Source organism: Pseudoalteromonas sp. (assembly GCF_018402495.1).
GTDB lineage: Bacteria > Pseudomonadota > Gammaproteobacteria > Enterobacterales > Alteromonadaceae > Pseudoalteromonas.
Genome location: NZ_JAGYIU010000003.1, coordinates 539,943 through 561,131, shown reverse-complemented (window position 1 = coordinate 561,131; position 21,189 = coordinate 539,943). Strand labels below are relative to the sequence as shown.

Sequence of the window (21,189 nt, the reverse complement as noted above, 5' to 3'; positions counted from 1 at the left end):
AAACGGTTAATACCAATGTACATAAATTTTTACCCATTTATTTACATTGTTGTAAGTATTCACTAACCGCTGAAGATCCGACTGGTTTATAAAAGTAATACCCCTGAAAACGTTTACAGCCAATATCAACTAATATATCAAATTGTGCTTGCTCTTCAACGCCTTCAGCGATAACGCTTAAGTTATGGCTGTTGGCAATCGCAATTATACTTTGCACCATACTATTTGACTTAGGATCAGTTAAAATGTCATCAATAAAGCTTTTATCTATTTTAAGTTCGTCAATCGGTAAGTTACGTAACAAGCTCAAAGAAGAATACCCTGTGCCAAAGTCGTCCATTGAAAAACGTATTCCTTGCGATTTTAAACTTTTAATAGTGTCCACAACATTATCTAAATTATCCATAAATAAAGATTCTGTAATTTCTAACACAATACTCTGTGGGGCAAGATCATATGTTTGCAAACATCGTAATAAAGTGGGTATAAAAGCGCCACTTTTAAATTGCATCACCGATATATTGATTGCCAACTCTAAAGACGTATTACTGTGCTGTTGCATTGTTACAAATTCACTAATGGAACGCTCAAGAACAAAGTCACCTATTTTATAAATTAAATCACTTTGCTCGGCAATAGTAATAAATTCGGCAGGTGAGACCATACCTAACTCATCATCTTTCCAACGCACCAACGCTTCCATCGCAAGAATTTTACCTTGCTCATCCACTTGGCATTGATACACCATAGACAATGTTTTATTGGTTAAGGCGATGGCAAGTCGCTCTTCTATTTTTACACGCCGTAAATACGCAATTTCAATATCCGATTGATAATAACACAGCCACTTTCCTGTATCTTTAGCCCATTGGTTAGCTAAATGTGCACAGCGCACTAGTTTACCTTTTTTACTTCCATGTTCAGGGTAGTTTGCAATTCCCACACAAATATTTATCGGCCGTTCATTATTGTTTTTTTCATAATAGCGCAGCGCTAACTTTAATGTAGTTTCAAATAAATCAGGCTTGTTTTCGCTTTCTTTTGAGGGTGTGATAATACAAAACTCATTGCCGCTGTTCCTAAACACTAAAAATGGCGCTTTAAATTGAACCTCTAGCGATTGAGCAAATGCTTTAACAGCTTTATCACCGTATTCCATACCAAAGCGGTTATTCATGTAACTTAAATTAGTGTCTGTCGACCTTTCAAGGTTAATTTGCAGCTCTTTCTAAATCAGTGTACGAGTAAGTAGAATTAATAGTCACTCACCACTTTATTACGTCCATTTGACTTAGCATAATATAATCTTTTATCTGCAGAATTAAACATTTCTTCCGCACTTTCAAACTGCTCTTCAGTAGAGGTAACACCTGCAGAAAAAGAGCAGTTAAATTTTTCGTTCTCGGCATTAAACAACAGCTTATTGAAATTATCTAAAATTGTTTGTGTTAAACTTATTGCATATTTTTTTGAACACTCAGGTAAAACAAGTATAAATTCTTCGCCACCATAACGCCCGGCTTTGTCACTGCGACGTATTCGCTGCTTTAGCATATTTGCCAGCGTGGTAATAACAACATCTCCCAACCCATGACCATAGCGGTCATTTACACGTTTAAAATGGTCAATATCGATCATAACAATACTTAGCGTCGTATTACTGCGTTTAGCGCGTTCAAACTCTTGCTCAACCGATTCTTGTATGGTGCTGTGAGTTAACAAGCCCGTCATGGCATCTTTTTCTATTAAATTGCGCAACTCTCTACTGCGATTAAGACGTATTTTGACAGACTCGATTAATTGTCGATCCCCAATAGGTTTATTTAAAAAGTCATCAGCACCAAAGGCCATGGCACTTAACTGTTTGTCCTCATTTAACTCAGCTGACAGGTACACAATAGATAAGCTTTTAAGTGCGTCATACTGGCGAATAACACCGGTAAGTTCAGGACCGCTAAAATTAGGCATATTTAAATCTAATAAAACTAAATCAGGATTAAACTGCAATATTTGCTTAACCATGTTTTCTACATTAGTAATTACCAATGACTCGATACCTGCTGACTCTAATGTTAAAGCATAGCGCTGTGCCAATAGTATATCATCATCAATAATACATACTCGTCCGGTTATTGACTCACAATTCATAAGGTCAGACATGCGCCCTATCATGGTAGGGGTATCGAGTGGCGACACATAAAAAGCCTGTGCATTGTGGCGCACTGCTGCGACTCTTAAATCAAATTCATCTTTATTTGAATACACCATAAACGCAATCGACTTATCGCGAATATATGCCAAGAAATCGGTATGCGAAAAAATAGATTTTTTATCTGCGTCTAATTGTACTGATGCAAAAATAAGTGAAGGCTGAGAATGTAAAAGTTGCTGCATACACTGTTCAATATTTGAAAAAAACACCACCTCGTAACCAAATGCAGATAATTGCAGCGCCAACTCCTTACTAAGCGGCTCACTAATAGCCAATAGCCAAATACTTCTATTAACCTCAGAGTCTGCAGTGATATCGTCAAATGCGCAGGGAATACTTTTTTGCTGCTTTATATTTTTATTAAATTTATCTATGCACTGCGTTAGTTTACTTAGCTGTTTGTCCTCAACGTTATTTTTCGCTTGTAGCGTTAACGCGTATTGCTCTATTTGTCGCGCCTGTTTACCTAAATCCTCAAAACCAAAAGTGCCACAGGATCCCGCTAACTGATGACTTAACGCAATGATATCAACCAACTTCGCAGCCTCACCGTTTACCACTTGTATACCAAGCCAGTTTAACGCAGTAACTTTTTCATCTAAACCATCAAAAAACTGCGTTTGTAGTGCTTTAAAACGCTCTGCGTAATTGTTTTTTTTAGCGTTTGTCATTTAACCACCAAATCCTTTTAAACCGTCAAATTCACAGTAAAAATTGTACATATAACAAAGCCCCTGTACCGCCTATTTTAAAATATTGCTGTGCATTGCCTTTATCAGCTCTGTATGTAGAGTAAAAAGCGTAGTGACGTAAGTCAGTACCAATATATTACAAAATTAAATAATTTATTATTCATTTATCGATTGATGACAAATATTAGATAGCATTAAAAATGAGCTCATTAACCTTAGGTAACACAATGCAAAAATCATCAATCAAAAGCTTCTATTGTTGTACCTCTATATATTCGGCAAAATGTACCTCTAAGAAAACTAGCTGCTATACATTTACTAGGGTCTGTTATAGTTGTGAATGGTTATATTTATGTCTCGTTAAAAGTAAAAAGTAGCACATTTATCGTCATTAACTTTTTTGTGCATTTAGATAAAGTGAACGTAAATTATCGCCTAGTTGCATTGGCTCAAAAGGTTTGTCTATTACGCCTATCGCACCCGCGTCAAGGTACTGTTGTTTTTCAGACTGTTGAATTTTTGCTGTCATAAAAACAACAGGTGTAGTAGCAATAGAAGGAATTTTTCTTAGTTCAAGTAGTGTTTGTAAACCATCCATTTTTGGCATCATAACATCTAACAAGATTAAATCGGGTGCAAACGCTTCAACTTGTTCTAGAGCAGCATGCCCGCCATCACAGCTTAAGACTTCGAACCCCGCCACCTCTGTTAATGCCATTTCAGCTATAATACGAATACACTCATCATCTTCAACATGCATTATTTTTTTTAACGCCATGTAAACCCCTTTTTAATTTAGCAAGTTTTTTATGCGTTCTACTAGCTCTTTGGGCTCTACACGCGATTTTGCAAACGAAGCGCTTACTTTGTTGCGTTGATGAACCGAGCAGTCTTGGGCAGAAAATACTACGACAGGTATATCATAGTTTAATTTTTTTAAATCAGCCAGCAACTCCCAGCCACTACCATCAGGCAGACCTATATCTAATAATACTAAGTCAAACTGGTATTGACTTAACATAACCTGCGCCTGGTTAAGCGTTTTTGCATGATAATAGCGACATTTTTGTTGTAAATGTATTTTTACTATTTCTACAATGTCACTGTCATCTTCTACATGTAATATACGTGCGTCGTTTTGCCATTGTGTGTTGTCGAGTAAATTACTTAATTTTTCTACGAGTTTATCTTGCTCTATTGGTTTTTCGAGCCAGTCTATTGCATTGGCAATTGCACTTAATTGTAATTTACCCTCTTCTAAATAGGCGGAAATAACCAAAACAGGCAAATTTTGAGTTTCTAAGTTGTGCCGTAGACGGAAAAAAAAGTCACTGCCATGCTCTTGCTGCAAACGTAAATCAAGCGTGATCAGTCTATACGTATTTTGTGTCAATAATTGCCATGCATGCGCTGAATCAGGTGCCCAGTCAGTCAAAAAACCTTCATGTTCGAGCATAGCCCTTAAAGTGCTGGCTATATCTGCATCGTCTTCAATAATGAGTACTTTTTCAGACGTAATTACTTTCTTAGAATCTGCTAATAGTGGCAACTCAAACCAAAAACGCGATCCTTTACCTAGTTCACTTTCAACACCAATATTTCCTCCAGACTGATGCACAATTTCACGACAAATGGCTAAGCCAAGGCCTGTTCCACCCTGCTGTTTTGTTGTGCTATTGTCAAGCTGCTTAAACCGTTGGAACAAACTATTGATTTCTTTTTCGGTTATGCCAACCCCAGAGTCTGTTATAGAAATACATACGTTTTCTCCTACAATTTCGGCTTTGACATCTATTTGAGAGCCCGTATTAGAAAACTTAATCGCATTAGATAATAAATTAGTTAAAACTTGATGAATTCTCAGCACATCGACAAATACAACAGCAGCATCGATATACGAAACCTTTATTGTTATTTGATAAGTATTGGCAAACGGCTTTATCTGCTCTACAGCCTCATTAATTACAATTTTAAGATCAGCTTCTTCTGGCATAAAGTGTGCTTTTCCAGCTGAAAGCTTTTCAATATCGAGTAAATCATTAACCAAAGAGTTTAACCGTTGACTGTTGCGCTGCGCTATCGTGAGCATTTTTTTACTTTTATCGTTTAGCTCTCCTGTTGCACCAGAAAGTATTAAAGACAAAGAGCCAGAAATAGACGTGAGCGGTGTACGTAACTCATGACTCACGGTTGAAATAAACTCGTCTTTCATTTTATCAATTTGATTACGCTGGGTTAAATCTTGAATAATAGTCCATATCATTTTTTCTCCTGCCGGGTTTTCAAATAATACGCCGTTAAGTTCAATATCAATTAAATGGCCATTTTTATGTATATACTGCTTACGATAAGGTCCGTATCGACCTGTTGTATTCAATAATTCAAGTTGGCGCTGCTCATCTTCAGCATAACGCTCTGGGGTTAAGTCCCAATAACTGAGCGCTTTTATCTCATCCTCAGTATAACCAACTAGTTGTTCCATGGCTTTATTTGACTCTATAAAAGTGCCGTCTGCTAATTTATTTAACAATATGGGTAATGGAGACAAACTAAACAAAGCATTTAGACGCTGCTCCGACCAACGCAGCTGATGCTGTTGAGCTTTTAAGGTTTGCACTGTAGATGATTGTAAGCGCCGAGCAAAGAACGCAATCAATATAGAACTTAGTAATGCAAATAAAATCCAAACACTCCAAATAAAAATACTTTGCCGGCGCTGTTGTTCAACGAGGTCACTAATATCTTGCCAAACAGCAAATACAACCTGTGCAGATTCATTGGTGTTTTGTTTATAGCTATGCCAAGGTACTAGCGTAATTAAAAAGTGCTGATTATCTTGTTCTACACGTAATGCTTGAGGCGAATTTATATTATTTGGTAGCAAATCTGGTTTCAACCAATCTAAACGACTAACCTCAGCTGACTTCTCAAAAACCCACGCGCTATTGTTGTTAAAGGGTTGTTTATCAAACATTACCGTTACAGCTTCTTGAGAAAACAAAGCAAATACACCCGTATTAGTTTCATTTTGGTGTAATAGCGACAACTGCTGTTGCGCTATTAATTCTTTAATACCTAAACCAACCTCAATAGCCCCAACTGTTTTTTGATTATTATTTTTTACAGGCACCACAGCGCGCACGCCCAACCCATGCCTGCCGATTTCTAAACCTGAGAATGCTTTACCTTGCTCTAGGACTGACATAACTAATGGCCGTACAGCTGCCAATTGATCACTATGGCGCTCTGGTTTGTGTGCTCTAAGCAATGTAAAAGCATCAGGTGCCAAATGAATATGTAGCTGCTTAACAAAGTCAGCTTGCAAGGCATCCCATTGTAACAAAAGTTCTGGTAATGCAGCTTGACGAACAGCCTCTAACTGATTGGACTTTTCTGGCTCACTTTGTGCTGAAATGTAAATATGTGCACTTTCAATAACACGATTACGTATCATCGAATTAGCACTGACAAGTTCAGCTAAGGTGAGCGCTTTTTGCTGAACTTGCGACTTTATTTGCTGTAAATAATGAGTATTACTTCGTTGCAGATGCTCAAGCTCTGCTGAAAACATATTTTCACGTTGTTGTTCCACCTGCAAAAGTGCAACGATTAATACAATGATTAAAGTAACACTAATACCACAAAACCAAAAAAATGGTCGTTGAAGAAATCTCATTCCATTAAATTCCATTATTTTTGAATTACAGCTTAGAGCATTAACTTGCAAAGTGTCAATTTATTCTATTTTTCTGACAGTTATACTTTAGGGATTATAATATGTAGAGTCGAATACTATTTTGCTGGTTTTTTCCACAGTCATAATTTTGCAATCTAGTTAGTAGATAATAACCAACAATATCCACTTAATGACTAGATCACATGAAACCATCTTTAGTGCAACTTTCGTTTGCACTGCAATCTTTTGAAGACCCACTTTCTGCAGCCATGGCACATAATATGGAATACGATCCATTAGTGCTTAATGCGGATGAGCAGCATAAGATTGTTTTTTCATGCATTTTGCCAACTGATGCACACGAAGACGATGTTATTTCATTGAGTGCGACACATTTAACACAACGCCACGCTTGTTATTTAGTCACCTATTCTTTGACCCAATTAGACTTAGAGCGTGGCAAGATTGAATTGTCATTTGATAAAATAACAACAAACGATGACTATGTTTTACAAATACTGTTGCACGGGCGACACGGCACACTTAAAGATAGCGCTCAATTTGATGTCTCTATAAACGCCTATAAACTTGGCTACATACCCGCGGCGTATAAACAAATACCGCCCAAAAAAAAACACTCACTTCGTCACTCTATAGCCTATATTGGTAGCTCATTGTTATCTTTTTTTTAATCCGAAAAGCTCACTTTGCCCATCGTTATATTTGGAATACCCAGTGCTGAGCTTACCGAATAATGAGCAGTACCTGCAATACATTCATTTGCCAAAATAGCAAACAGCACAGCCTCTTTCGCATCGGGGTTAACGCCTAGTTGTTGCGTGTTTTTAAATCCTTTAACCGTTGGGCATAATGCAATTAACTGACTCATAAGTAGCGGATTATGCACGCCTCCCCCACTGGCATACACCACACAATTTGCGGTATTTTGAGTGCAAGCGTTTATTGCTTCACTAATCACTTGAGCGGAAAAGGCATTAAGCGTGGCAAGGACATCTTGATGCTTTAAATTATGTGTGTTTGAGCGAGTTTGTGCATCTTGTAGGTACGTTAAATTAAATACTTCGGGGCCCGTAGTTTTAGGCATAGTTAGGTTAAAAAAAGCATTGTTATATAGCGCCTGTAGTAATTGCTCACTTACTTTACCAGCTTTTGCAAGCTGTGCATTTTTATCGTAATGCATTGAAGTAAAATGGCGCTGTACATAAGCATCCATCATCGTATTACCAGGGCCAATGTCAGAGCTAAAGACCGCTGCAGTATCACCGTTTTTAGGTAAAAATGTTAAATTAGCAATGCCCCCTATGTTGAGCAAAATACGACTTTCATTTGGGCTGGCAAAAAACAAATAATCGCCATAAACAGCCAATGGCGCTCCCTCTCCCCCTGCGGCAATATGTTTTTGTCTAAAATCGCCTATAGTCGTAATACCTGTAGTAACGGCTATTTGGTCGCTATCGCCAATTTGTAGTGTGCCATTTTCAAAATCAGGGTGGTTATGCTGTGATTGCGGGCAGTGGTAAATGGTTTGCCCGTGGCTTGCTATTACATCTATATCGGCTGGATTTACTTGCCACTGTGCTAAGCAGTGATTAACCATAGTACCATGGAGTTTACCTACCCACGGATGCAACAAGGTCACAACTTCTAAATCACATTCGCGCTTAGCAAACACCTGTTTTATTTTAGTTTTATACTCGTCGTTGTACTTAACCGTGGTGAATTTTAATACCTCTATTTGGGTATGCAAACCCGCTCCAGTTATTTTACACAATGCCACATCTAAACCATCTAAAGACGTACCACTCATTAGGCCAATAATTAATCGGCTGGATTTTTGAGCGCTGTTATAAAGGGCGGCTATATGAGGATGCATAGTGACTCGCATAGATAAATTATAATTATTATGCGTATATTAGAGGACTTTAAAATAAAGTAATAGCGGTTAGCCTGTTAAATATTATGTGAGCGTTAACCGCTTACCTCGTTTGTCAGCGGCTCATTTACAATATAGTGTCAGTAACCATGTACAAATACCAAAAGCCACATTGCAAACTAAAAACAGTAATTAAATGTTTGCAAAGGTTGAATTATCATCCATGCGCCCAAAACTCCTTTGATACGTAACGTATTCAGTTTCCCTATCTTCGCATTTTTATTAATGCTGGTTATTGTTTAACAGAATTAAATGTTTTTTCATTCGGAGATTCTTATGTCTACAACTAGCCGTCAATTTACTTTAGCCTCGCGCCCACATGGCGCCCCTACCAATGACAACTTTGAATTTAAAAGCAAAGAACTTCCATCGTTAAAAAAGGGCGAAGTACTGCTGCGTACAATTTACTTATCATTAGACCCCTACATGCGTGGCCGTATGAGCGATGCTAAATCGTATGCCGACCCTGTAGAAATTGGTGAGGTAATGGTAGGCGCTACAGTGTGCCAAGTCGAAGCGTCTAAAAATGATAAGTTTAGCGAAGGCGAATGGGTATTAGCGTACACAGGTTGGCAAACTTACGCTATTTCTAACGGCGAAGGCTTAATGTCATTAGGCAAAGAGCCTAAAAATCCATCTTATGCACTCGGTATTATGGGTATGCCTGGTTTTACTGCCTACATGGGATTGTTAGATATTGGCGCACCTAAAGCAGGTGAAACCGTGGTCGTTGCAGCCGCAACGGGGCCTGTCGGTGCAACGGTTGGTCAAATAGCGAAAATTAAAGGCTGTAAAGTGGTAGGTATTGCCGGTGGTAGCGAAAAATGTGCTCATGGCGTTGAAAAACTGGGCTTTGATGCCTGTATTGATCACAAAGCCGATGACTTTGCCGAGCAATTAGAAAAAGCATGTAACCAAGGCATTGATGTTTATTATGAAAATGTGGGCGGAAAAGTGTTTGACGCCGTACTGCCTTTACTCAATACCTCAGCGCGCGTTCCTATATGTGGCTTAGTATCGCAATATAATGCGACCAGCTTGCCTGAGGGCCCCGACCGCATGGGCATGTTAATGGGGCAATTGCTAACTAAGCGTATAAAAATGCAAGGCTTTATTATTTTTGATGACTACGGCCACCGCTATGACGAATTTGCACACGCCATGCAAAAATGGCTACAAGACGGAAAAATTCAATACCGCGAACATCTGGTAGAAGGCATTGAAAACACTATCAGTGCATTTAACGATATGATCAGTGGTAAAAACTTTGGTAAAACGGTTGTCAAAATAAACAGCCCACTATAATAAAACACTGGCTGTGTTGTGAAACAGCACAGTCAAGTAAGGAAAATAATGATTAAACTACACCATTTAAATAAATCTCGCTCTAAACGTATTATTTGGCTACTGGAGGAGCTTGAAGTTGACTACGAAATTGTTGCTTACCAACGTAACACTGAGACTTTTTTAGCCCCTGATGAGCTTAAAAATGTGCATCCGCTGGGTAAATCGCCAGTTATAGAAGATGATGGCTTAGTGATTGCCGAGTCTGGCGCTATCACAGATTACCTGATCACTAAATATGGCAAAGGTAAATTTGCCCCAAAAGCAGGCACCCCTGATTACGTTGACTACCAGCAATGGCTACATTTTGCAGAAAGTTCAGCAATTTTACCGCTTTTACTTAAAATGTTTGTGCAAAAAGATGGCGCGAAAACGCAGTTTTTAGAAGGTTACGCCGATGCGGAAACCGCAAAAGTAATTAGTTACTTTAATAGCCGTCTTGAAGGTAGACGTTATTTAGTGGGCGACACCCTAACCGGTGCCGACTTTATGATGTCGTTTATTATTGAAATCGTTAAAAATGCAGGCCAACTAGAGCACTTTAAAAACCTTGTTAAATACGATGAGCAATTACACTCTCATGAAAAATTTCACACCGCTAACGAGTTAGAAGCCAAGTACGACTAACTTAGTCTTCGCTTTGATTGTGGACAAACAGTCAAAGCGATACCCGCTTTGCTATTCAGGTCTATCAAGGTAGATTTGTTTAAAATCATTAAAATTCTCTTCAAAAAGTGCAACCAAGTTTGGATCAAAATGATTACCTGAGCCTTTAATTATTTCCGCTTTTGCTTCATCCATACTCCAAGGTTCTTTGTAACAACGACGACAACATAACGCATCAAATACATCAGCAATTGCCGTAATACGCCCCTCTAAGCTAATTTCTTGGTGTTTTTTAGCATGCGGATAACCTGTCCCATCCCAGCGTTCGTGATGATCAATCGCAATATTTGCAGCCATATCAATAACAGGGTTAGCCGTCCCTTTAAGAATCTCCCACCCCTTGGTAGTATGCTGTTTCATAATTTCCCATTCGTCAGCATCTAGTTTAGCTGGCTTATTTAAAATTAAATCAGGAACGCCTACTTTACCTACATCATGCAGTTGCGCAGCTAGGCTAATTTTGTCGCAGTACGCTTGATTTTGATTATGAAGCTGCGCGAGTAATTTTGCATATAAGCCTACCCTGATCACATGTGAGCCGGTTTCTTTAGAGCGCGACTCCATGGCGCCTCCCATCAGCGAAATAGCCAGCTGCTGGGTCTCTTCAATTGAATTAGCTAATAGTAAACTTTCAAATGTTAGAACAACATTGCCTAAAAATAGATCGACTAATTGTTTTATTTCTTTTTTAACCGGTTGTAATGATTGAAATGCAAGTATTGAATCAAGGCCTTTTTGTGAATGATGAAAATAAACATAATGATCTTCATCAATAAAGTTTTGCCTCGTTTTTTTAGCGCGAAGAAAATACTCTTGATGCTTTTTAGGAATACTCTCAATACCACTGCCTGTGAATAAATGGATGCCAGAGACCTCCCCTTGAATCATTTGTAACTTTTCATCTAACTGGCAAATACCGAATACCTTAGGCGCATCAATATACAAATTGGCCGAGCTCATATTCAATACGAGTTTTAACTCTTCCATTACAACCGAGGTAAACTCAACTAAATCGCCAATTTGAGTAATAGTAGAAATTGCTTTTATTAATCTTTTTAAATTATAGCGGTGAGTTTGTAACATACAAATATCACGATAGGCGCGCAAAGAAGTGTAAAAAATCAATTCAAGATCTTGGCTGTGCAGTTGGCTTTTCGCTTTGTAGCCATCAATGTCATAATCGCGAATAACACTGCGCTCAGGTGCAACCCCTGGCTGCCCTGTTCGTAAAATGATTCGGCTATACACATTTTGTAAGTCTTGGCGAATAAATCGTGCCAGATCTAATCCTGCATGTTCTGTTTCCATTACGACATCTAGTAAAATTAATGCGTAACGTTCTGAGCTTTGTAGTTTCTCTTTCGCCTCAGATGCACTGTAAACACTGTGTAGTTCAACAGGGCGTTGCTCAAATTCAAAGCGCTTCATTGCAAGTTGAGTTACTTGATGCACCGAGTCATCGTCATCAACAATTAAGATTTTCCATGGCTTAGCATTACTGTTAGCAACCGCTTTATCTGTCACTACATCATCTTGTAACCACTCCATAGACACACCCTGCTATTAATTATTTCGGTGGCGTTACCGGAAATTGAATGAAAAAATAAACGCCTGTGGATTCTTTTTGCTTTACTGCAATTTGCCCTTTCAGGCGGTGAACTACGAGGTTATAAACAATATTCATCCCCAAACCACTGCCGCCCCCCGCTCTATTTGTGGTGTAAAACGGGTCAAACACTTTTTTCTGAACTTCATCTGTCATGCCTTGACCACTGTCTTGATAATGAATACAAACAGAGTCTGAGTACTCGATATGAACACTTATCTGCCCTTTTTGGCTGCCATTTTCAAAGCCATGAATAATTGAATTCATTACTAAATTAGTGAAAATTTGCGCTAAGGCACCAGGATCAGAATACACTTCTGGCTCAGGCTCCGTTGCACTAATGGTAATATCAACCGGTGTTGCTTTAAGGGTATGATAGAGGCTTTTTAGCACCTCATTAAAATAACTACTTACATACAAATTACGTAATTCTTCGGTTGTTTGATCAACCGCTACACGTTTAAAACTGCTTATTAAATCTGCAGCGCGCTGCATGTTTTTTAGTAAAATGTCACAGCTTAAATCAACTTCGCTAATAAACTCACTAAATTGCGTTTTACTCAAGGTGCCAGAAGCCACTTTATTTTTAGTATCAATTAACATTTCTCTTAAATGAGATGTCGCCGTTACACATACCCCTAGGGGTGTGTTTACCTCATGTGCCACACCGCTAACTAAACTACCAAGAGATGACATTTTTTCTGCTTCAACCAATTCTTGTTGGGTACGTTGAAGCGCTATTGTTTGTTTAACTAAAGCCTGTTCAGCATCATGGCGTTTAGCCGACATTAAATTAATAGAATCACTTAAACTGTCATGAGCGCTGCGCTTGGAAACCATTTTAGAAAAGTCCCCTGCAGCAATGGCAGAGCATACCTGGTCAATCTCTTTACTGGCTTTAATTAAACGCTCAAAACTTTTAAACATAGTGCCCAACTCATCTTTTTTGTTCATATATTTATGAACATTAATAGATAAATCGCCACTGGCTAATCGCTCAACAGCATCAATTGCAATGTTAATCCGTTTGGTTGTTCGATTAATAAAATGCCAAAAGAGTAAAAAAACCAGTAGTAAACTTGCAAAGGCTGTGACTAATAATGGCCGAAATTGTGCTTGAATAGGGCCAATAATATCGGCCTCAGAGCGGCGTACTATTACAGTCCAATCGCCTGTATTGACCTGTGTTTGAGCAAAATAATACGTTTCAAAATCAAATGGATCGCTTGCGGCAATCACTTCTGTTGTGTGCACTCGTGATTTTAGCTTTTTGGCTAAACTGGCATAGTCTGTATCCATTATAGCTTTAGTTATTAACTCAGAGGGGTTAAGTGTAGATGCAATAACCTTATTTTGTTGGCTGAGTAACAAAACATCTATTTTAGATTGTCGTTTAATTGTTTTTAAAAATGTTGTTATATCAGCCAGTGCTCTGTCTACCGTTGCTATTCCTACAAATTCACCATTAATAATAATGGGTGTGCTTTGCTCAACGAGCATTCTTCCCTCATAAACATAAGGCTCAGTGATCATAGTGCTGGTATTACCATCGCGTAAAAATTGTTGGCGCACTCCTTGGTAATAGAGGCTCGTCTGCATATCGACTAAAGGCTCAAGTAAGAGTTGTTCAGCATCATTAAAATCACGATACCAGTAAGGTAAAAAACGTCCATTTTCATTTACAAAACGGCCTTCTTTTAGCGCAGGTGCGTCTATATATGCGTTATCTTGATTGTCTGCATTGGGTTCATAACCAAAAGAGGCACCAACAAATGCAGGATTCATTTTAAGTACACTACGCACTAGCTCAACACTTGCCTCTCTACTTCCAAACAATCCGTTTTGTTGCGCTAACGCCATGACTTGTGTAGTACGAACGGCTAACTGCGTTTCCTCATTGACCCTCGCAGCAATGGTATCAGCCGTTTGACTCAAATTTAGCTTAGCCTGGGTCGTAACCTGCTCAAGGCTACTTAAGTACGCATAGCTCAACATGCCTGTAATGATTAGCATAACGGGCAATGCAAGATAAAGTAGCATTTTTCCATGCAAGGAATGTTTTAGTGGTACTGACATCAATTCAGGCTTAAATGACTCAGCCCGCTTCCTAAACGTTTACACTAGTAAGCATAAAAACTAGACTATAAAAACTTTCTGGGCAAATCAGTTTAGTAGAAATGTTTAACAAGCGGTGAGCTAGATAGGTATTGATACCTAGCGGTATAAACACTTAATCAAAATACGGCTAAATGATGCAATGCTTATATTTTTACTATAAGCATTGTGTTACTTATTCAAATATAAGCATGTCAATATTCAATCAAGTAAACGATAGCCTACGGCGGGTTCCGTTAAAATATGTTTTGGATTAGCGGGGTTACTCTCCAACTTTTGCCTTAATTGAGCCACATGAACACGCACATATTCAGGGCGATTTATATACTGTTCACCCCAAACATGACTTAAAATAGCGTTATGTGTAAGTACTTTATCTTTATTTTGAAACAGCATTAGTAGTATAGCGTACTCTTTTTTTGTAAGCTTTACCTCAACTGCAGCCACAGTAACTAGATGCTTTTGAGGATCTATTTTTATGTTGCCACAGGTAAATGCGATACTTGGATGGCCTTGAGTGCGCAATAAGACACGAATTCGCGCCAGTAATTCATTGGCACTAAATGGCTTGGTAATATAATCATTTGCCCCATTGTCAAGCGCGGTAACCTTTTCAACCTCGCCATCACGTGCTGAAAGCACTAAAACGGGCAAAGTACTCCATTGGCGATACTCAATTAACCAGTCTTGGCCATCCATGTCTAATAGCCCCAAATCTAATAATACAAGGTCGAAACTTTGTTCACTTAAGTATGCAAAGCCATCGAGCCCTTTGTCACATATACTTACCTGATAACCACTGGCTTGCAGTAACGTTTTTAAAAAGCTCTGTAAAGGAGGAGAATCTTCTAGCACCAAGATTTTAGCCATTATTTTTCTCCCACATTAGTTCTGCATACGCCATGTGTGTCTCGTTATTAATGTTTAGTGTAAACGTACCTTGGTGAAATTTAGCCACTACGTCACAAATGATGCTGCCCAGCCCAACGCCTTCATCGCTACTTGTTTGCGCTTTAGTGATGACGTTATTACTAAGTCGTAACTGATAACGTACCTTTTGCTGATTGCTACTTTGCGTAAATTCAACGCTCACCTTCCCATCACCATAACGCCATGCATTTTCGAGCATATTAGCCAGCGCTATTTCAAGCAAAGTGACATCCCCTGCGCATTTTGACTGAGCGTCTATATTGGTATCTATAACAAAATGAGTGAGTTGCTGCTGTCTGCGAGCTCTGGCTTCACTTAGTAATGCTTGTAAGTTTATTGTTTGCCAACATAGGTTTTCACCCATTTTATTAACTCGGCTTAACTCCATGACTTTATCAAAGTGCTGATTAAGTATTTTACTTTGCTCATAAATATTACTCGCTTGCTCTTTTATCACGCTGTCATTTAGGGTAATTTCATCATCTGCAAGCATACTGGATGCGCCCATAATGGTTGCCAGTGGTGTACGTAAATCATGTGACAAACTACGTAAAAGTGCATTTTTAGCGCGTTCTAATTCCGCTTGCACCGAAATAGCAGCCGACTGCTGGCGTAATAACGTTTTTTCATGTACTTGATAAAGCAGCGAAATAGCGGTATCAGCAAAGGCTTTTTGTTCCTGCGTAAGGGGCTTTGCAAAAATAAACCCTCCAAAATTTAGATTATTTTCACTTAGCAACATAAATTCACTGTTACCTTTAGGTGAGGTTGGTGTAAATGTGCACAATGTAGTTAAGTGCTCGCCTATTTGTTGCTCAAAATGCTTTTTTTGTTCATCCAGTGTATCTAGGCTATTTAACTCCTTAGCCAGTTCATACAAGGTGCGGCTATTACTGGCATGTAATTGCACATCTCTGACTTTAGTATTGAGCTCCCCTGCTAGCTGGCTAATAACCAGCCCAACAATAAGCATAACCGTAAAGGTTACTAAATATTCAATGTTTTCAATATGAAAAGTAAAATAGGGTAAAACAAAAAACCAGTCAGTACAGGCAACACTCACCAAAGTGGTTAAGGCAGCGACTCGGCGATTGCTTCGCACAGCAACCCATGTAACCCATAACAACTGCAGCATTACAATGTCTGTGGTGGTAAACCAGTTTTTAAAAGGATAAATAACCATAGCCACAATTAATGGCATAGCTACCGCTAAAAAAAATGCTTTACACCTATTTGATTTAGCCTGTAATTGGCTCATTCGTCATTCCTCTACTACTGCCAGACTAGGTTACTGTCTTTTTAACGTTAACTTTATAAAATTTTTATAAAGTTTTTTACTCTATTCATTAAATCTTTATAAAGCTTCATACCCAGCGCTGACTTTTCCATTGCATTTAGTCATATTCTAACTAAAGCAGAAGCGGTAATACGTATTTCAGGTTAAATAAAATTCCTGTTTTATAAAAATATAGATGCTCACTATCTATATATTTAATGCTTATTGACCAATTTACTCTTTACTACTTCTCTCTTTTAATTTTAATCTAGGAATGAACATGGCACACTTTACAGTGATCGGACTAGGACGATTTGGGATCGCCGCAAGTCTTGAATTAATTCATTTAGGGCATACAGTGACTGGCGTAGATAGCAACCCAAAACTCGCCGAAAAGTATGTTGAGCATTTATCTGAAACCGTCGTTTGCGACTCCACCGATGAAGCCGCACTTAAAGAGCTTGATTTAGCGAGTAGTCAGGCTGTTTTAGTGGCGATTGGGGAAGATATGCAATCGAGCATTCTGTGCACGCTTGCATTAAAAAACTTAGCTGTTGAGCAAATATGGGTAAAAGCGAGTACTAAAGCCCACCATACGATAATTTCTAAACTGGGTGTAACACGCATTATTCACCCTGAGGAAGAAATGGGGGTGCGCGTTGCACAAGCGCTTAATTACCCGATGGTGAACGATTATATAGCCTTAGGGAATGGATTGTATGTTGTTGAAGTTCATATAAAACCTAATTTACACGGTGTTACCATTGGCCAACTATTAAAAGATCTTAAAGGCGAAATAGAGCCGTTACTGGTAAAACGCGGCAAACAAACATTTGTAAAACTCGAACATCACTTTAGCCTGAATGAACGCGATAGCTTACTATTAACAGGTAATAGAGCTGAATTAAAACATATTGCACCAAGGCTGGTATAAACTATGGTTCAGTGGCATCCCCTACACACTCCAATTGAGCGAAAGCCAAGAGGAAATAAAAAATTAAACGCCGCCCCTCCGGTTATATTAAGCACTGGTTTTATTTTTTTAATATTACTGGGTGCAATATTACTTAAACTCCCTTTTGCTGCACATATTCCTATTTCTTGGGAACAAAGTTTATTCACGGCAACGTCTGCTGTTACTGTAACCGGGTTGGTTGTTGTGGATACCGGCTCTGCGTTTACCGCCTTTGGGCAAGGTGTTATTGCACTATTGATTCAACTCGGTGGTTTAGGACTGATGACGTTTGCAGTGGTCACACTGATAGCGCTTGGTAACAAAGTCGGATTTATGCAAAAAACCATTACTAAAGCAGCCTATAATCAAACCGATACTTCTACTTTGGTCAGCACTGCTAAATCGGTTTTATTATTTTCACTGCTAGTAGAAAGCCTTGGCATTATCATTTTAACCTTATATTGGGGCCAAGAAATGGGTTGGCTAAAAGCATTTGCACATGCCGTGTTTTATACTATTAGTGCATTTAATAATGCTGGCTTTGCATTGAGTCCTAATAGTTTAATGGCATATGTGGCCGACCCTGTGATTAACCTTACGATTACTGCTTTGTTTATAATTGGTGGCTTAGGTTTTACCGTGTGGATGGACTTATATAAATCGAAGCGTTGGGCAAAACTATGTACTTACAGTAAATTAATGATCCTCGGTACAGTTGTTATTAATGTGGTTGCGCTACTGCTGATCTATTTTATTGAATACAATAACCCCAATACATTGCAACCATTAAGTGAACTTGGTAAATGGTTAGCAGCCTGGTTTCAAGCTGTAACGCCACGCACAGCAGGGTTTAATACGCTTGCCATAGAAGAGTTAAGAAATGCCAGCACCGCATTAACTATGATGCTTATGTTTATTGGTGGCGGCTCATTAAGTACCGCCAGTGGTATTAAAGTGGTCACTTTTATTGTCTTAATTTTAGCCACTTACAGCTACCTCAGACGTGACAAAGGGATCACAGTATTACGCAGAGAAATAGACAAAGAAACCGTTTATAAAGCATTAGCATTAACCATTATTTCGGCAGGGGTTACCTGGCTTGCTATTTTCACTTTATTATTGGTTGAAGATGCACCTTTTATTGATATTGCATTCGAAGCGGTATCAGCCATAGGCACTGTTGGCTTATCCCGAGGTTTAACAAGTTCGCTGTCACCAATAGGTGAATTTATCATTATGTTTTTAATGTTTATGGGCAGAATAGGTCCGCTAACAATCGCCTATTTTTTAGCAAGTCCACGCAGTAAAAAATTAAGATACCCAAGCGCACAACTATCGATTGGTTAACAACCATTAACGCGGGCTTATTAGCCCGCGTTGTATATACCCGCTAACTCTCGCTCAGTAATACATTCATCCGATGCCATTTCAAACTCGCGACACACTAAAGGACGATGTTCGTAAATAGAGCACATTAAAGTGTTACGATCGAGTGCTTCGCACCAGCCATCATCAGCGCGTTTCATTACTTCGCTACCCCATTTATCATAAGCAATAAAATTAAATGGCACACCGGTGTCGGTCACAATGCGTACTTCTAATTGGCAGCAACAAGCTTGGCAATTAGCACAGGTTACGGGCGTTGGCGCTGCGTTTATATTTTTAACAGGAATAACAATGTGCGACATAGTGACTTACTTTTTTGAATAAGCCACTAGGATACAGCAATTACGGTCAATTGCATTAACGGGCGAGTAATGTCGCTTTTATTTCGCTGTAGCGCTGCTGCTCGCACAATGCAAAACCGCTTAGTTGGCGCACTTTATTGCGCGCAAATAACGGCACGCTCATTCCCGCTAAAAATCGGCATTGGGTTTCAATCCCCACATTGTGCACGCCTTTAGTTGCCATGTGGGCTAAAAACTCATCCACTTTTTGGTATATAAGCGCTGTATCAATCTTTGTAGGAGCGAGTGAATATTCAAGCTTAACCGCCTGCCCACGGCACACAGAGCAATGTCCACATTGCTGTGGCGCATTGGCATCATCAAAGTAACGGGCTAAGTTATAGCTTAAGCAAGATTGCAGCTCAAAAAAGCGCACCAAGGCAGCAATACGTTTTATTTCCGCTTGCTCTTTATCACTAAAGTAATCATGTAACTGCTGGGCAAGAGTAGGGTTATTAATCACTTCGCTATGCACTTTATACACTTGGGTAATACGTTTAGTTTCTAAGGTTATAAGGTTTTTTTCAGCTAAGTAATCAAGCGCTGCTACCACACGTTTACGGTCAACCTGCGCGGCTTGAGTGAGAGAATCAAAGTTAAGTGTGCCCCATATTTTTTTAAAATCGGTATGGCTAAAAATTTGCTGTAAAAATGCTTGTCTATCGGCATCAAAGTGGCCGAGTAAGGCCGTTTTATCAACCAAAAACTTATATTTAAAATCGGCATAGTAGGCATACTGCGGTGTTATTGCGCCTTGCATTTCAAGCTGTACCAACAAGGTTTTAAGGGCAAGCTGGCGAATATTACTTTCGCTTGATAAGCTGTATTCTTGCATCTCCCATTGCTGTTGGGCTTGACGAATATCGTTGATGACATATTCAATTCCACTGAGCTCTGGGGTATCGCCGTAAATAAAGTTTTCTACTGTATTTAAGCCATCTAAATTAGCCAGGGTATAACAATTTGAAGGATTACCGTCGCGCCCCGCACGACCAATTTCTTGGCTGTAGTTTTCTATTGATTTAGGTAAATCGTAGTGAATCACAAAGCGTATATCTGATTTATCAACCCCCATGCCAAAAGCAATGGTAGCAACCACTACATTTATTTTGCCTGCCATAAAATCGTCTTGAATTTGCCCGCGTAGGGTGTCTTCAAGCCCTGCATGGTACGCCACCGCGTGCAACCCTTGTGTGCTGAGCATATTGGCTACTTGCTCAGCACTTTGCTGCAGCGTGACATACACAATACCCGGGCCGGTTTGCGCACGGACAATTTTAGTAAGCTCATTGTTTTTATCCGCCGTTTTAACACTTAGCACATTTAAATCTAAATTAGCGCGATAAAACCCCGTTTGCACAATACATTGTGGCTCAATAGCAAATCGCTCGGCCATATCGCGTTTTACTTTTTTAGTGGCGGTAGCGGTTAATAGTAGCACTAACGGAATATTTAGCTCTTCACGGTAACGAGGTAGTTTTAAGTAATCGGGTCTAAAGTTATGCCCCCATTCAGATATACAATGCGCTTCGTCAACAACCAACATAGAAAGCGCCACTTGGCTTATAAACTCCCTAAAGCGCTCGTTTTTAAAGCGCTCAACCGACACCATTAACACTTTAACTTTACCACTTCGTACGTCGTTCATTACAGTGCTACTTTGCATTTGGTCTTGGCTTGAGTCGAGGCTGGCGGCATAAATGCCTTTACTGTTTAAAAAGCTTATTTGATCTTTCATCAAGGCCAATAACGGCGATACCACCAGCGTTAAATGCGGTAAATGTAACGCAGTGAGTTGATAGCACAACGACTTACCCGATCCTGTAGGAAATATTGCCAGTGATGATTGGCCATTTAGCAGCTGCTCTATGGTTTGTTGTTGCCCTGCCCTAAACTGATTAAAACCAAAATGTTGCTCAAGAGACTGAACTAGCGATGTACTCATAAAAGCGTCCTTTTTATGTCGGTGCCCATAAATGCTGTAAATGCGCAGTAGATGAAATATTTGCATATCAGTATACATCAAATGACGTGAT

General features: G+C 39.2%; 16 protein-coding genes. 5 read left to right on the top strand and 11 right to left on the bottom strand.

What is annotated here, in order from left to right; translation table 11 throughout:
- Positions 1 to 37 precede the first annotated feature (37 nt).
- From KG708_RS12235 to KG708_RS12220, 4 genes are all read right to left on the bottom strand, one after another.
- Complete coding sequence (locus KG708_RS12235; protein WP_213610154.1) at positions 38 to 1,177, bottom strand: GGDEF domain-containing phosphodiesterase; 1,140 nt, start codon at positions 1,175 to 1,177, stop codon at positions 38 to 40.
- Between the two features lie 77 nt (positions 1,178 to 1,254).
- A complete protein-coding gene (locus tag KG708_RS12230) occupies positions 1,255 to 2,883 on the bottom strand; it encodes a diguanylate cyclase (protein ID WP_213610152.1) in 1,629 nt (542 codons plus the stop codon).
- 412 nt (positions 2,884 to 3,295) lie between these two features.
- Positions 3,296 to 3,682, bottom strand: a complete 387-nt coding sequence (locus KG708_RS12225; RefSeq protein WP_213610150.1) for a response regulator — start codon at positions 3,680 to 3,682, stop codon at positions 3,296 to 3,298.
- A 12-nt stretch (positions 3,683 to 3,694) separates the two neighbouring features.
- Positions 3,695 to 6,580 carry a response regulator gene (locus KG708_RS12220; RefSeq protein WP_213610148.1) on the bottom strand — a complete coding sequence of 962 codons (2,886 nt, stop codon included), beginning with the start codon at positions 6,578 to 6,580 and terminating at the stop codon, positions 3,695 to 3,697.
- A gap of 203 nt (positions 6,581 to 6,783) precedes the next feature.
- Between KG708_RS12220 and KG708_RS12215 the strand changes: the two genes are divergently transcribed.
- Positions 6,784 to 7,272 (top strand): hypothetical protein, encoded by a 489-nt coding sequence (locus KG708_RS12215; protein ID WP_213610146.1) that lies wholly within the window; start codon positions 6,784 to 6,786, stop codon positions 7,270 to 7,272.
- Here KG708_RS12215 and KG708_RS12210 read toward each other — a convergent pair.
- Positions 7,269 to 8,474, bottom strand: a complete 1,206-nt coding sequence (locus KG708_RS12210) for an anhydro-N-acetylmuramic acid kinase (RefSeq protein ID WP_213610144.1) — start codon at positions 8,472 to 8,474, stop codon at positions 7,269 to 7,271. The two genes, KG708_RS12215 and KG708_RS12210, sit on opposite strands and share 4 nt — an antisense overlap.
- 336 nt (positions 8,475 to 8,810) lie before the next feature.
- Between KG708_RS12210 and KG708_RS12205 the strand changes: the two genes are divergently transcribed.
- Both KG708_RS12205 and KG708_RS12200 read left to right on the top strand, forming a co-directional pair.
- Entirely contained in the window at positions 8,811 to 9,839 is a 1,029-nt protein-coding gene (locus KG708_RS12205; RefSeq protein ID WP_213610141.1) for an NADP-dependent oxidoreductase, read from the top strand.
- A gap of 48 nt (positions 9,840 to 9,887) precedes the next feature.
- Entirely contained in the window at positions 9,888 to 10,505 is a 618-nt protein-coding gene (locus KG708_RS12200) for a glutathione S-transferase (protein ID WP_213610139.1), read from the top strand.
- Between the two features lie 51 nt (positions 10,506 to 10,556).
- Here KG708_RS12200 and KG708_RS12195 read toward each other — a convergent pair whose 3' ends face one another.
- From KG708_RS12195 to KG708_RS12180, 4 genes are all read right to left on the bottom strand, one after another.
- The gene (locus tag KG708_RS12195; protein ID WP_213610137.1) at positions 10,557 to 12,092 is read right to left on the bottom strand and encodes an HD domain-containing phosphohydrolase; all 1,536 of its coding nucleotides are present in this window, start codon (positions 12,090 to 12,092) and stop codon (positions 10,557 to 10,559) included.
- A 19-nt stretch (positions 12,093 to 12,111) separates the two neighbouring features.
- On the bottom strand, positions 12,112 to 14,226 hold the full coding sequence (locus KG708_RS12190) for an ATP-binding protein (RefSeq protein ID WP_301003401.1): 2,115 nt from the start codon (positions 14,224 to 14,226) through the stop codon (positions 12,112 to 12,114).
- Between the two features lie 240 nt (positions 14,227 to 14,466).
- Entirely contained in the window at positions 14,467 to 15,135 is a 669-nt protein-coding gene (locus KG708_RS12185; protein WP_213610136.1) for a response regulator transcription factor, read from the bottom strand.
- Positions 15,128 to 16,453 (bottom strand): DUF4118 domain-containing protein, encoded by a 1,326-nt coding sequence (locus KG708_RS12180; RefSeq protein ID WP_213610134.1) that lies wholly within the window; start codon positions 16,451 to 16,453, stop codon positions 15,128 to 15,130. The genes KG708_RS12185 and KG708_RS12180 overlap by 8 nt, the downstream gene beginning before the upstream one ends.
- Positions 16,454 to 16,751: 298 nt before the next feature.
- Between KG708_RS12180 and KG708_RS12175 the strand changes: the two genes are divergently transcribed.
- Both KG708_RS12175 and KG708_RS12170 read left to right on the top strand, forming a co-directional pair.
- Positions 16,752 to 17,405 carry a TrkA family potassium uptake protein gene (locus KG708_RS12175; RefSeq protein WP_213610132.1) on the top strand — a complete coding sequence of 218 codons (654 nt, stop codon included), beginning with the start codon at positions 16,752 to 16,754 and terminating at the stop codon, positions 17,403 to 17,405.
- A gap of 3 nt (positions 17,406 to 17,408) precedes the next feature.
- The gene (locus KG708_RS12170) at positions 17,409 to 18,773 is read left to right on the top strand and encodes a TrkH family potassium uptake protein (protein ID WP_213610130.1); all 1,365 of its coding nucleotides are present in this window, start codon (positions 17,409 to 17,411) and stop codon (positions 18,771 to 18,773) included.
- Between the two features lie 20 nt (positions 18,774 to 18,793).
- Here KG708_RS12170 and KG708_RS12165 read toward each other — a convergent pair whose 3' ends face one another.
- Both KG708_RS12165 and KG708_RS12160 read right to left on the bottom strand, forming a co-directional pair.
- On the bottom strand, positions 18,794 to 19,114 hold the full coding sequence (locus KG708_RS12165; RefSeq protein WP_213610128.1) for a YkgJ family cysteine cluster protein: 321 nt from the start codon (positions 19,112 to 19,114) through the stop codon (positions 18,794 to 18,796).
- Positions 19,115 to 19,169: 55 nt separating this feature from the next.
- Positions 19,170 to 21,098, bottom strand: coding sequence for a RecQ family ATP-dependent DNA helicase (locus tag KG708_RS12160; protein ID WP_213610126.1), 1,929 nt, complete (start codon positions 21,096 to 21,098; stop codon positions 19,170 to 19,172).
- Positions 21,099 to 21,189 lie beyond the last annotated feature (91 nt).

Excerpts from the sequence above, each read along its gene's own strand:
- KG708_RS12190 (WP_301003401.1), bottom strand. The coding sequence starts at position 14,226 with ATGTCAGTACCACTAAAACATTCCTTGCATGGAAAAATGCTACTTTAT.
- KG708_RS12205 (WP_213610141.1), top strand. The coding sequence starts at position 8,811 with ATGTCTACAACTAGCCGTCAATTTACTTTAGCCTCGCGCCCACATGGC.
- KG708_RS12200 (WP_213610139.1), top strand. The coding sequence starts at position 9,888 with ATGATTAAACTACACCATTTAAATAAATCTCGCTCTAAACGTATTATT.
- KG708_RS12210 (WP_213610144.1), bottom strand. The coding sequence starts at position 8,474 with ATGCATCCTCATATAGCCGCCCTTTATAACAGCGCTCAAAAATCCAGC.
- KG708_RS12170 (WP_213610130.1), top strand. The coding sequence starts at position 17,409 with ATGGTTCAGTGGCATCCCCTACACACTCCAATTGAGCGAAAGCCAAGA.
- KG708_RS12185 (WP_213610136.1), bottom strand. The coding sequence starts at position 15,135 with ATGGCTAAAATCTTGGTGCTAGAAGATTCTCCTCCTTTACAGAGCTTT.
- KG708_RS12230 (WP_213610152.1), bottom strand. The coding sequence starts at position 2,883 with ATGACAAACGCTAAAAAAAACAATTACGCAGAGCGTTTTAAAGCACTA.
- KG708_RS12225 (WP_213610150.1), bottom strand. The coding sequence starts at position 3,682 with ATGGCGTTAAAAAAAATAATGCATGTTGAAGATGATGAGTGTATTCGT.
- KG708_RS12235 (WP_213610154.1), bottom strand. The coding sequence starts at position 1,177 with ATGAATAACCGCTTTGGTATGGAATACGGTGATAAAGCTGTTAAAGCA.
- KG708_RS12180 (WP_213610134.1), bottom strand. The coding sequence starts at position 16,453 with ATGAGCCAATTACAGGCTAAATCAAATAGGTGTAAAGCATTTTTTTTA.
- KG708_RS12165 (WP_213610128.1), bottom strand. The coding sequence starts at position 19,114 with ATGTCGCACATTGTTATTCCTGTTAAAAATATAAACGCAGCGCCAACG.
- KG708_RS12175 (WP_213610132.1), top strand. The coding sequence starts at position 16,752 with ATGGCACACTTTACAGTGATCGGACTAGGACGATTTGGGATCGCCGCA.
- KG708_RS12220 (WP_213610148.1), bottom strand. The coding sequence starts at position 6,580 with ATGAGATTTCTTCAACGACCATTTTTTTGGTTTTGTGGTATTAGTGTT.
- KG708_RS12195 (WP_213610137.1), bottom strand. The coding sequence starts at position 12,092 with ATGGAGTGGTTACAAGATGATGTAGTGACAGATAAAGCGGTTGCTAAC.
- KG708_RS12215 (WP_213610146.1), top strand. The coding sequence starts at position 6,784 with ATGAAACCATCTTTAGTGCAACTTTCGTTTGCACTGCAATCTTTTGAA.
- KG708_RS12160 (WP_213610126.1), bottom strand. The coding sequence starts at position 21,098 with ATGAGTACATCGCTAGTTCAGTCTCTTGAGCAACATTTTGGTTTTAAT.